General features: G+C 68.3%; 11 protein-coding genes. 6 read left to right on the forward strand and 5 right to left on the reverse strand.

Annotated elements, in window-relative coordinates:
• Positions 1-16: 16 nt before the first annotated feature.
• Positions 17-1,258, reverse strand: a complete 1,242-nt coding sequence (locus QZ258_RS11930; RefSeq protein WP_294181829.1) for a LysM peptidoglycan-binding domain-containing protein — start codon at positions 1,256-1,258, stop codon at positions 17-19.
• A 303-nt stretch (positions 1,259-1,561) separates the two neighbouring features.
• On the opposite strand from QZ258_RS11930, the gene QZ258_RS11935 reads away from it, so the two are divergent.
• A complete protein-coding gene (locus tag QZ258_RS11935) occupies positions 1,562-1,903 on the forward strand; it encodes an Rv2175c family DNA-binding protein (RefSeq protein ID WP_363182271.1) in 342 nt (113 codons plus the stop codon).
• 4 nt (positions 1,904-1,907) lie between these two features.
• Here QZ258_RS11935 and QZ258_RS11940 read toward each other — a convergent pair whose 3' ends face one another.
• Positions 1,908-2,525 (reverse strand): hypothetical protein, encoded by a 618-nt coding sequence (locus QZ258_RS11940; RefSeq protein WP_294181830.1) that lies wholly within the window; start codon positions 2,523-2,525, stop codon positions 1,908-1,910.
• Between the two features lie 211 nt (positions 2,526-2,736).
• On the opposite strand from QZ258_RS11940, the gene leuA reads away from it, so the two are divergent.
• Positions 2,737-4,503: a 2-isopropylmalate synthase gene (leuA, locus tag QZ258_RS11945; protein ID WP_294181849.1), complete on the forward strand. Its 1,767-nt coding sequence runs from the start codon at positions 2,737-2,739 to the stop codon at positions 4,501-4,503.
• On the opposite strand, the gene QZ258_RS11950 is transcribed toward leuA, so the two are convergent.
• From QZ258_RS11950 to QZ258_RS11960, 3 genes are all read right to left on the reverse strand, one after another.
• The gene (locus QZ258_RS11950) at positions 4,451-6,064 is read right to left on the reverse strand and encodes a hypothetical protein (RefSeq protein WP_294181832.1); all 1,614 of its coding nucleotides are present in this window, start codon (positions 6,062-6,064) and stop codon (positions 4,451-4,453) included. The two genes, leuA and QZ258_RS11950, sit on opposite strands and share 53 nt — an antisense overlap.
• A gap of 105 nt (positions 6,065-6,169) precedes the next feature.
• Entirely contained in the window at positions 6,170-6,853 is a 684-nt protein-coding gene (locus QZ258_RS11955; protein ID WP_294181834.1) for a trimeric intracellular cation channel family protein, read from the reverse strand.
• Complete coding sequence (locus QZ258_RS11960; protein ID WP_294181836.1) at positions 6,850-7,602, reverse strand: SDR family oxidoreductase; 753 nt, start codon at positions 7,600-7,602, stop codon at positions 6,850-6,852. Before QZ258_RS11960 ends, QZ258_RS11955 begins: the two co-directional genes overlap by 4 nt.
• Before the next feature lie 73 nt (positions 7,603-7,675).
• Between QZ258_RS11960 and recO the strand changes: the two genes are divergently transcribed.
• From recO to QZ258_RS11980, 4 genes are all read left to right on the forward strand, one after another.
• A complete protein-coding gene (recO, locus tag QZ258_RS11965; RefSeq protein ID WP_294181838.1) occupies positions 7,676-8,407 on the forward strand; it encodes a DNA repair protein RecO in 732 nt (243 codons plus the stop codon).
• Positions 8,408-8,519: 112 nt separating this feature from the next.
• Positions 8,520-10,085: an ABC transporter substrate-binding protein gene (locus QZ258_RS11970; protein WP_294181840.1), complete on the forward strand. Its 1,566-nt coding sequence runs from the start codon at positions 8,520-8,522 to the stop codon at positions 10,083-10,085.
• Between the two features lies 1 nt (position 10,086).
• Positions 10,087-11,085, forward strand: coding sequence for an ABC transporter permease (locus QZ258_RS11975; protein ID WP_294181842.1), 999 nt, complete (start codon positions 10,087-10,089; stop codon positions 11,083-11,085).
• Positions 11,082-11,948 (forward strand): ABC transporter permease, encoded by an 867-nt coding sequence (locus tag QZ258_RS11980; RefSeq protein WP_294181844.1) that lies wholly within the window; start codon positions 11,082-11,084, stop codon positions 11,946-11,948. The genes QZ258_RS11975 and QZ258_RS11980 overlap by 4 nt, the downstream gene beginning before the upstream one ends.
• Positions 11,949-12,028: the final 80 nt, after the last annotated feature.

Raw genomic sequence — 12,028 nt, forward strand, 5'->3', positions numbered from 1 at the left:
CGAGAATCGGTCTCGACTAGCCCAACTGGGCAAGCCACGCGGTCGCGCTCGCTTCCCACTTCGCGTAGGCGTCCGGGTAGGCCGAGATCTGGACGGCCTGCGCGGCCTGGGTGAGCGTCATGCTCTGCCAACCGGAGATGTCGAGAAGGCCGCGAGTCTTGCCCTTGTTGGGGTTGCTGGGGCCGCCGTAGAACAGCTTGGCGGCGTAGCTCGGCGTCGTCAGCTGCTCGACCGTGCCCCACCCGGTGCTCGGGCGCTGCTGGAACAGTCCCACCGAGTCGCGGTCGCCGTAGTTGATGTTGCGCAGGCTCGACTCCTGCATGGCCGCGGCGAGGGCGATGATGATGCCGCGGTCCGAGACGCCGAGCGAGCGGCCGACGTCGATGATGATCTGCGCGTTGGTCTTCATCTCGCTCGTGAGTGAGGTGATGGCGGTGCCCGCCGTGTTGGTCGTGGTCTTGCCGGGGATGAGAATCTTCTGTCCCGGGTAGATGGTGCTCGACCAGCTGAGGTTGTTGGCAGTGAGCACGCTCTGCGTTCCGAGACCGTAGGCCCCGGCGATCCGCGAAATGGTGTCGCCGGAGACGACGGTGTGGAAGTACTGGGTCGCCGCCGGCGTCTTCGGCTCGTCGTCAACGATCGGGTCGTCGTCGCTCTCCGAGGAGTCCGGGTCCGTCGGGGTGACGCTCACGACCTCGTCGATGTCGATCGTGGGTTCGTCGACCGAGGGTTCGTCGGCCGGGGCCGCGGGCGTGGTGGCGACCTGCGGGATCACGATGCGCTGGCCGGGGTAGATGATGCTGGACCAGCTCAGTCCGTTGGCCGAAAGCACCTTCGAGGTCGCGATGCCGAAGCGGGCGGCGATGCCCGAGATGGTGTCGCCCTTGACGATCGTGTATTTGTTCGTCGTGTCGACCGCGGGCGTCGTGGTCGTCGTCGAGGTGCCCGGCAGTTTGAGGACTTGGCCGGGGAAGATGAGCGACTTCCAGCCGAGGCCGTTGAGGGCCAGGACGGATGCCGTCGACAGTCCGTACCGGCTCGCGATGGCCGAGACGGTGTCGCCGGTTGCCACGCGGTAGGTGCTCGGAACCGTCGTCGTCACGGCCGCGGCGGTCACCGCTGCGGCGAGCGCGCGGGCGCCGGAGGTCTCCGGAAGTGTGGGCTTCTTGGGTTGCGCCGAGGCGGGCGGCAGCGGCGCGGTGATGTTCATGCTCACCGTGAGTGCGCCCGCCAGGACGAGCGGCATCGTGGCGCGCATTCCGCGATTCACGCCTCGTGGTGCGCGAACGCGATCGACTCGGGCTTGCGGTTCGACGACGAGAGGTTGCGCACTCGGGGTGAGTCCTGCAAAGACGGCGCGAGCAATCTCATCGCGCTCGCGGAGGTTCGACACATCGACCGCCTTTCTCCCCGCCCCCGGGATGCACCTGGCTGTGTCCGCAATAACGCTGTCACAGTTGGCAACTACTGTCAATCAAAGTGAGATATGTGATTGGAGTGACTCGAGTGAAAGTGGGGGAGCCTCCGCGCCTCTCGCCCCCGCTCGTGGCACTCTTAACGCGTGAGTTCTTCTGCCGACCGTGAATGGTTGACTGTCCCCGACCTCGTCGAGATGCTCGGCGTCTCCACCAGCCGCGTCCGTCGGCTCTTCGAGGATCGGATCCTTCTCGCCGAGCGTCGCGACGGCGTTCTGAAGGTCCCCGCCGACTTCCTGAAAGACGGCGAGCCCCTCCACGAGCTGCGCGGCACCCTCATGGTGCTCGCCGATGCCGGCTTCAGCGACGACGAAGCGATGCACTGGCTTCTCGGCGAAGACGACAGTCTGGGGGCGGCGCCCGTCGACGCACTCCGGCAAGGTCGCAAATCCGAAGTGCGTCGCGTGGCGCAGTCGCTCGCGTTCTAGGTCGCTACACCGACACGAGCGCCGACTGCACGGCGATCACGTCGGCTCCGTAGACCGCGTCGAAGTACTCCTGGATGGACCCGTCGTCGTAGTAGATGGTCACGAAGAGGTAGCCGTTCTCCGAGAACGAGAACAAGACGTCCACGGGCGAATCCGTGGTCACCACTTCCTGGATCTCACGAAGGTCGGCGTCGGAGTTCTCACCCGCGTTCGCCGGGTCGAGCCGCGGGTCCGGGTCGCTGGCCATCGGGTCGTACAGCGCGAGAGGCACTGCATCCTCGGTCACGGTGAACAGCTCACCATCCCAGGTGCCGAAGACGGCGAAGGTGCCCCACGTCACGTCGCCTTCGGTCTCCTTGATTTCCAGAAGGTCCCAGTCCCAACCGACGATCTCGGCGCCGGCGCACTGCGGCGGGTAGGACTCGGCGATCGCGCCGAGGCAGAGCTGCGGGGCGGCGTCGCCGACCTGAAGGACGGTGCCCTGACCGACCACGGTGCCGGGCGCCGCGGGAGAGACCGCGGGGGGAAGAGCGGGAGAGCCACCGGGGCCCATGCTCGCGCAACCGGCGAGAAGCAGAAGTGCCGCGCCGGCGATGGCGGGCGCGAATCGTCGTAGTGTCATGCATCCAGTTTCGAGAGCAACCGGCGCTTGGGCCACCCAACTTTTTTTGCGACTTCGTCGTCAGGCGGCTCTTGGCCACGCAGTGCTACCCTGGTCGGGTGCTGTTCGGCCTGCTTCTTCTTAGCTGCCGCGACGAGGCCTAGTTCTCCGGCCTCCCTCGTCGCGGAGTTCGTCGTTGGCTGAGACCCGACTCGAAGAGAAGCAGAAGACCATGAAGAACACCCAACAGCCGAGCGGAATGCCGGTTCATCGTTACCGCTCCTACGCCGAGCAGTTCGCCACGCACCTCGCCGATCGCACCTGGCCCGACAAGGTGATCGAGAAGGCGCCGATCTGGTGCGCCGTCGACCTCCGCGATGGCAACCAGGCCCTCATCGACCCGATGAGCCCCGAACGCAAGCGGATCATGTTCGACCTGCTCGTCAAGATGGGCTACAAGCAGATCGAGGTCGGCTTCCCCTCGGCGAGCCAGACCGACTTCGACTTCGTTCGCCAGCTCATCGACGAGAACCTGATTCCGGACGATGTCACCATTCAGGTGCTCACCCAGGCCCGGGAAGAGCTCATCGCCCGCACCTACGAGTCGATCAAGGGCGCCAAGCAGGCGATCGTGCACTTCTACAACTCGACGAGCGTCCTTCAGCGCGAGGTCGTGTTCCGCACCGATCAGCAGGGCGTGCTCGACATCGCCCTGCAGGGCGCGCGCTGGTGCAAGCAGTACGAGGCGACGATCCCGGAGACGAGCGTTTACTACGAGTACTCGCCCGAGAGCTACACCGGCACCGAACTCGAGTTCGCCGTGAAGGTCTGCAACGAGGTGCTCGAGATCCTCGAACCGACGCCCGAGCGCAAGGTCATCATCAACCTTCCCGCCACCGTCGAGATGGCCACGCCGAACGTCTACGCCGACTCCATCGAGTGGATGAGCCGCCACCTCGCGCACCGCGAGAACGTGCTGCTTTCGCTGCACCCGCACAACGACCGCGGCACGGCCGTCGCCGCCGCCGAACTCGGCTACCAGGCGGGCGCCGATCGCATCGAAGGATGCCTGTTCGGCAATGGGGAGCGCACCGGCAACGTGGACCTGGTCGCGCTGGGCCTCAACCTGTTCACGCAGGGCATCGACCCGGAGATCGACTTCAGCGACCTCGACGAGATCCGTCGCACCGCCGAGTACTGCAACCAGCTCAAGGTGCACGAGCGCAGCCCCTGGGCGGGCGACCTCGTCTACACGGCGTTCAGCGGATCCCACCAGGACGCCATCAAGAAGGGTTTCGAGGCGCTCGATGCGCGTGCCGAGGCGGAGGGCAAGCACGTCTCCGAACTCGAGTGGGCCGTGCCGTACCTGCCGATCGACCCGAAGGATGTGGGGCGCGGCTACGAAGCCGTGGTGCGTGTCAACTCGCAATCCGGCAAGGGCGGTGTCGCCTACCTGCTGAAGTCGGACCACGCGCTCGACCTGCCGCGCCGCCTGCAGATCGAGTTCAGCCAGGTGGTGCAGACCAAGACCGATGCCGAGGGCGGCGAGGTGACGAGCGAGCAGATCTGGGAGATCTTCCAGGATGAGTACCTGCCGGCGCCCGCCGAGCGACCCGACGACAAGTGGGGCCGGTTCGAGCTGTTGTCGACGCGCACGGCGAGCGACATGTCCGGCTCGGTGGAACTCGACGCGCGTCTGCGCATCGGGGACGATCTGGAGGAAGTCCGTGGCACGGGCAACGGCCCGATCGCCGCGTTCCTCGGTGTGATGGCCGAGCAGGGTCACGACATCAAGCTCTACGACTACGTCGAGCACACGCTCTCGGAGGGCGGCGACGCTCTCGCGGCCGCCTACGTCGAGCTTCAGGTCGGCGAGGTCCGGTTGTGGGGCGTCGGGATCGACGGGGACATCTCGACGGCCTCGCTCAAGGCGGTCGTCTCGGCGGTCAACCGCGCGGTTCGGATGCGGACGGCCGATCGCGAGCTCGCGATCGCGTGACTAGCGTCGTGACGAGCCACACCACGATCGACGCGGCCAGGAAGACGGCGTAGCCGAGGGCCCAGGTGGCGGCGTCGACCGGGAGCGCATCCCACGAGTCCGGCAGCGGGATCAGCACGAGCAGGAACGCGATGCTCGCGCCGAGGTAGCTCGCCAGCCAGGCGAGGCGACTCCAGGCCCAGACCTCGGCGCCGAGAAGTCCGCGCACGGGGAGCAACGCGATCGGTAGCGCCGACGCCGCGGCGATCGTGATGCCGGCCAGGGCCTCCCAGCCGAGGACTTCGTACCACTCGGGGGCCGACCGCACGGAGTCCGTCCACGCGGAGTAGGCGATCCAGCTGATCGCTCCGACGACCGCGAGATAGCCCAGCCCGACGAACGAGGAAGCCGCTCGGGCACGCTCGCCCAGCAGGGCGCCGAAGCCGATGCCGGCGATGAGTCCGAAGATGATGCCGGGTTCGAACCCGGTGAGCCGACTGATCACGACTCCGGCGACGACGATGACCAGGCTGAGCGGGCGGAACTCGACCCGGGGATGCGAACCGCGCACGACGACGGCCATCACGAGCGCCGTGACAGCCCAGCCGAGCGCCACGGTGACAAGGAAGGCGGCGAAGATCGCGAGCGTGGTTCGAACTCCCGTCGGGTCGGGGCCGAAGTCGGGATCCACGAAGGCCGAGGCGAGGGCGGCGACCACAAGCCCGGCCACCGCCGGCCCCGCGCCGAGCACGGTGAGGGGCGGCGCCTGCCACGGTTCGCGCACCGAGCCGCGGCGAGCGAGACGGCGCTGTTCGAGCCGCTCCGCGATCCGTGCGACGCTCGCATCCAGCAGCACCGCCGGGAAGGCGACGAGCAGGGTCAGGATCAGTGCGCCGGCGGCCGAGCGAAGCGCACGCTCGAGACTCATCGCCTCCGAAATCGTCATCAGGGTACTGAGGACTCCCGGCTCGTCGGGCCACGGGATCAGCTCGCCGACGGTGGGCTCCGACGTCGGCGTGGGCGACACGGTCGGGGTCGGGGTTGCGGTCGGAGTTGCGAAGGCTCCGCACTCCGCCGTCAGGAGGCAGGTGACCCCCGAGACGAGCGTGAGTGTGCCCGAGAGGGTGGCCGCGGATGCGGTGGCGTCACCGCCCCCCGGGCACGGGGTCGGGCCACCCGCGGCGATGCCACGGGTCAGCTCGACCTCGTCGCCGTCGAAGGCGAGCGTCAGCGGCCCCGCACCGATCCAGCGCAGCGCGCACAGGTCGCCGAACTCGGGAAGATCGGCATTCACCGTGCCGTCAACGATCGGCACGGCCCGCCCGCTCGACGGCGAGGCGACGAAGTCGCCGGCGGTGATGTCGACGAACGCGGTGCAGACCGGCTCGGTGCAGTCGACCAGAAGTTCGGCCGTGACGTCGAACGTGAACCCGTCGGAGGAGTTAAGGGTCAGCGGGCCGCGGTAGGTCATCGTCTGCGCGACCGGCTCCTCGGCGGCGAGCGCCGCACCGGGAAGCGCGAGGGCGAGGAACGAGGCGAGCAGAAACGCGGCGGTGAGGACGCGATGTGCCGGGCGGCGCATGAGAAAACTCCGAGGTCGACGAGCGGGGCGGACCCCTGCATCGAAGCGGGCCCTCGTGCGCGACAACCTAGCAGTTCTCGGGAACTCGCCCGAGTTGCGTTCGCGCTAGCCTTCCGGGTCGCTCGCGGAGCGCCCCAGCCGTCGCGGCCACAGGTTGCGCGTGATCGGGCGCTGCTCGGGCAGGCTCCAGTGGAACAGCACCGCGAGCACCCGCACGATGAAGGTCAAGGCGACGCAGACGACACCGGCGATGAAGATCGGCACGTTGAGTGCCGTCAGCACCACGAGACTCGTGGTGCCGACGATTGTCGCGACCGCGTAAAGCGAGCCGACGTGCATGAGCGCGATGGGGAGCCCCAAGAGCAGATCGCGCAGAATCGAACCGCCCACGGCGGCGAGGACTCCGACGAAGATCGCGGGAACCGCCGGGAGTCCGAGCGACAGTGCTTTCGTCGTGCCGAGGGCGCCGAACAGGCCGATCGTGAGGGCGTCGAGGACGGTGATGAACGGCGCGATGCGGTTGACGAGCCGTTCCAGCAGCATCCCGAGCAGCGCCGCCGCGGTCGCCACGGGCAGGTACCAGTTGCTCAGCATCGTGGCGGGGACTTCGACCAGCAGCACGTCGCGCAGTACGCTGCCACCGAACCCGGTCGCCAGCCCGACGATGGCGACCCCGAGCAGGTCGAGGCGTCGATCACGGAACTGCGCGGCGAAGGCGGCCCCCTGCATGCTCCCGATCGCGACGGCGAGCACGCCAATCCAGAGGGGGATGTCGAAGGAGGAGGTCACGTCTCATTGCTAGCACGCGCGTCGCGTGCCGCGAATTCGGCGAAGGTTTCTCGGCCGAAGCCGGGGAGACCCGTCAGATGGTGGCCCGCCCGGAACGCGCGCACGGTCGCGCCGCCGATCCGAAGGGTGCGCACGCGCGCGGTGTCGCCGTGGGCCCGATGCCAGATTTCGGCAACCTCGGGGAAGCGGAGGATCTCCGGCCCGCCGATGTCGGCGACGCGTCCCGCCGGCGGCGCGCTCGCCAGTTCGGCCAGGCGGGCGGCAACCTCGTCGACCGCGATCGTCTGCAACGGGATGTCGATCACTCGCGTGCTCGCGAACCTCGCCTGAAGTCGGATGAACTCGACCGGGAACGAGTGGAACTGGGTGGCACGCAGAATCGTGAACGGGATGCCGCTCGCCTCGATCGCCGCCTCGCACGCGACCTTGTCGCGGTAGTAGAAGTAGGGAATCTGGTCGACGCCGACGATCGAAATGAAAACCAGGTGCGAGACGTCTCCGCGGGCCGCCGCGCGCAGCAGGTTCCGGGTGCCGCGGATGTCGCGACGCCGGTTGGTCGCCAGGTGCACGATCGTGCTCGCGCCGGCGACCGCCGCATCCAGCCCGGTGCCTCGGTCCAGGTTGCCCACCGTGCGTTGCGCGCCCGCCCGGCGACTGAGAATGCGCACGTCGTGACCGCGCGTCTGCAACTCCGCCACCGTCGGGCGTCCGAGACCACCGGTGCCGCCGGTCACCAGAATTGTCGCCATCGTGGCCCCTTCTGTGTCTCGCCGCGCTGACCACAGTGTGCCACGCAGCGCCGCCGCGGGGGAGACTAGGGGGGTGCCGACCTACCGTGATGAGGGCGTCGTGCTTCGGACCCACAAACTGGGCGAAGCCGACCGCATCGTGACGCTCCTCAGCCGACAGCACGGCAAGGTGCGCGCGGTCGCGAAAGGTGTGCGGCGCACGGCGTCGAGGTTCGGCGCGCGGCTCGAACCCGGCATGGTGGTGGATGCGCAGTTCTACGTCGGGCGCAGTCTCGACATCGTCCAGCAGGCCGACACGATCGGTTCCTACGGCGCCGACATCGCCGACGACTACGGCCGCTACACGGTCGCGATGGCGATGCTGGAGACGGCCGACCGCGTGACGGATCACGAGGCGGGAACCCAGCATTACCTGCTGCTCGTGGGGGCGTTGCGCTCGCTGGCGCGCCGCGAGCACGCAGCCGGCATGACCCTCGACGCCTACCTGCTCCGCGCGCTGTCGATCGCGGGATGGGCTCCGAGCTTCGTCGACTGCGCCGTCACCGGCGCCCCCGGCCCGCACTCGGCGTTCGTCGCCCAACTCGGCGGGGTCGTCGCCGATGAGGTCGCCCCGCCCGGTGCCGTGCGACTGGACGCGGCCACTCTCGACGTGCTGGGAGCCCTGCTTGCGGGCGATTGGCCGACCGCCGAGGCTGCCGACGATCGGGCCCGCGCGCAGGCCACCGGGGTGGTGGCCGCGTACACGCAGTTCCACCTCGAGCGAGCGCTGCGTTCCCTGCCGCACGTGGACCGGTCCGGGGTCTGAACGACGCGCATCGAAGGCGTGAATTGCGGCACCCAGGTCACCCCCTAGAGTGATCTCAACTCCCGACTTGAGGAGTAATGGTCACTGACGATCGATGGAGGAAACACCGGCCATGAAACTCACCCCACGACGCCTCAGCGTTGCCGCCACCGCGGTTGCCGCGGCCCTTGTTCTGTCGGCATGCGCGTCGACGGCGACACCCGATGACGACACGTCGATCACCGTGGCGCTGCCCGGCTCGCTGTCGAACCTGTACGTCGGCCAGGAGGCCGGGATCCTCAACTACTACATCGGCTCGATCGCGCAGGAGGGGCTCGTCACCCTCGACGCCGAAGGCGCGATCCAGCCGGCGCTCGCCGAGACCTGGGAGCAGGTCGACGATGTCACCTACCGCTACGTCTTGCGTGAGGACGCCGTCTTCCAGGACGGTTCGCCGGTCACGGTCGACGACGTCATCTTCTCGATCGAGATGGCGCAGGACCCGGAGCTCTCGCCCGGATTCTCGTACTACCTCGGCGGCATCGCGTCGATGGAGGAGACCGCCCCCGGCGAGCTCACGATCACGCTCTCCGCGCCGGATGCAACCTTTGCCACGCTCATGAGCACGACGGGCGCGCTGTACGTCACCTCGCGGGCCTACTGGGAGGCGAACGAGGGGACGATCGGCACCGGCGACGGTCTGCTGCTCGGCACGACGCCGTACCGCGTCACCGAGTTCGTTCCGGACTCGCACGTCTCCTTCGAGCGGGTCGACACCTGGTGGGGCGGCGTTCCCGAGATCGAGAACGTGCGCGTCGACTTCATCCCGGACGAGAACACGCGACTGCTCGCGGCGCAGACCGGCAAGATCGACGTCGCCTTCAACGTGCCCTTCCAGCAGGCCGACCAGTGGGCTGCGATCGAGGGAACCGAAGTGCAGTTCCTCAACGACCTGTCCTACGTCGGTCTGCTCTTCGACCTCGAGGTTGCACCCTTCGACGACGTCAACGTCCGCGAGGCCGTCGCCCACGCGATGGACCGTTCGGCGGTCGTCGAGAGCGTGCTCGACGGGCACGGCGAGGTCGCCCTCGCGATCCCGACCCCCGAGTCGCTGATCGCCGCGTACGGAGACGAGGCGGATGCGCGACTCGCGGCCCTGCCGCAGCGCGACTTCGACCTCGACGCGGCCGCTGCTGCCCTGGCCACGTCGTCTGTGCCGGACGGCTTCACGGCCGAGCTGACCTACCCGGCCACCGGCCCCGAACTGGGTCGCGCGGCCCTCGCGCTCTCGGCGAACCTGGCCGAGATCGGCGTCACGATCGACGTGCGCGAGGTCACGATCGAAGAGTGGCTCGCGACGATCGGCGACGGCGAACACGGGCTGGGCTACATGTGGTACTTCTCGACGACGGGCGACCCGGGTGAAGTGATCTCCTACCTGTACGGGCCGGAGAACCCCTCGCGCTACTCCAACTCCGCCGTGGAGTCCCTCCTCGCGGAGGCGTTCATCGAGAGCGACCCCGTGGTGCGCGCCGACCTCATCCTCGGCGCGGAAGAGCTCGCGCAGACCGACCTCGCGAGCTTCCCGCTCTGGTGGGGCCAGTCGGCGACGGCGTTCCTCGACGGTTGGACCATCGAGACGGAGACTCCGTTCGTCTACACGAACCCGTGGCCCGCGCTGCTGACTCGAGGCGAATGACATGACCGGTGCGCCTCGGCGCGCACTCCTCGCGGGGTGGGCATCGTCCTTCTGGGGGATGCTCACCCTGCGGCTGCTCGGAGTTGTCGCGATCGTTTTCGTGCTGTCGGTGCTGATCTTCGGCATGATGCACCTCATCCCGGGGGATCTCGTCCGGAATCTGCTCGGTTTGCGGCCCGCGAATGCGGAGACGATCGCCGCGATTCGCGAGCAGTACCGTCTCGATGATCCGTTCTGGGTGCAGTACGCGACGTGGCTCGGCAACGCCCTGACCGGCGACTTTGGGACATCGATCCGCTATCAGCTCCCGGTGGCCGACGCGATTGCGCAGCGAATCCCGTTGACGGGAACCCTCGCGGTTCTGGCCATGGTGTTCGCCGCGATCACGGCGATTCCGCTGGGGGTCGTCGCGGCGAAGTTCCACCAACGACCGGTCGATCGTGCGGTGACCGGGTTCTCGGTGCTGGGCCTCAGCGCGCCGGCCTTCGTCGTGTCTTTGCTGCTGCTCTACGTCTTCGCCTACTACCTGCCGATCTTCCCGGTCTACGGCGGCGGGGGCGGCGATCTGCTGTCGCAGCTGTACTACCTGGTGCTTCCCTCGACTGCGCTCGCGGTCGGACTCGGCGCCATCTTGATGCGCCTCACGCGCGCCGCCATGATCGAGTCGCTCGCGAGCGACTACATCACGTTCGCGCGATCCCGCGGGCTCGGCGAGGGGCGGGTCATGCTCCTCGCGTTGCGCAACTCGGCGATTCCGATCGTCACGGCGGCTGGGCTCGTCTTCACCTACGTGATCGGCGGCACGATCCTGGTCGAGGCGGCGTTCGCGCTCCCGGGGCTCGGGCTCATGCTGCAAGACGCCGTGCTGTTCAAAGACATCGCGCTCGTGCAGGCGCTCGTCCTGCTCGTCGCGGCCGTGATCGCTCTGCTCACGGTCGCCGTCGACTTCACCTACGCGGTGCTCGATCCGCGCGTTCGCACCCGAAGGAGCGCCGCATGACCGCGCCCAGGACCACCGCCATCGCGCTGCGCCCGGCGCCCCGCGCGGGTCGCGGCGGCAGTGTCGGACTCGCCGTGACGGGGGGAATCCTCGCGATCGCGCTCGTGCTCGCGGCCTTCGGACCGATGCTCGCGCCGAACGCCCTCGTGCAAGACATCCTGTTCGGGGTCACCCCACCCGGAACCCCCGGGCATCCGCTCGGAACCGATGAACTCGGACGCGATGTGCTGGCGTTACTCATCGCGGGCTCCGGCTCGGCCCTCGCCGGACCGGTCGTGATCGCGCTCGGGTCGATGCTGCTCGGCATCATCTTCGGCACCATCACCGGATATGTCCAGGGCTGGCTCGACTTCACCATCGGTCGCGTCACCGACCTGCTCCTCGCGCTCCCGGTCGTCGTCGTGGCGATCGTGGTCGCCGGGGTGTTCGGCAGCGGCTACTGGGTGACCGTCGCGATGCTGATCGTGCTCTTCGCGCCCTCCGACATCCGCCTCGTGCGCTCCGCCGTGATCGAGCAATCCGCGCGGCCCTACATCGAGTCGGCGCGCATGCTGCACCTCGGACCGTTCCGCATCATGTTCCGCCACATCCTGCCGAACGTGTCGCCGATCATCATCACCAACGCGCTCGTGAACTTCGCGATCGCGATCGTGGCGCTCTCCTCGTTGTCATTCCTCGGCGTTGGCGTCTCGCCGGGCTCGGCGGACTGGGGGCGGCAGCTCGACGACGGTCGTGCGCTCCTGGTCAGCAATCCCGCGGCCTCGATCGCCCCCGCGCTCGCGATCGTCGTCGTGGCCTGCGCGGCGAACCTGCTCGGAGACGCGATCGCGGCCCGCGCCGAACGTAAGGGGACGGCCGAATGACCGACAGCCCGATCCTGCTCTCGGCCCGCGGGCTCAGCGTGCGCGGCCCGCGGGGGGTCATCGTCGAACCGGTCGATCTC

Origin of the sequence: uncultured Schumannella sp., assembly GCF_905479755.1 — a bacterium.
Taxonomy (GTDB): Bacteria; Actinomycetota; Actinomycetes; order Actinomycetales; family Microbacteriaceae; genus DCRR01.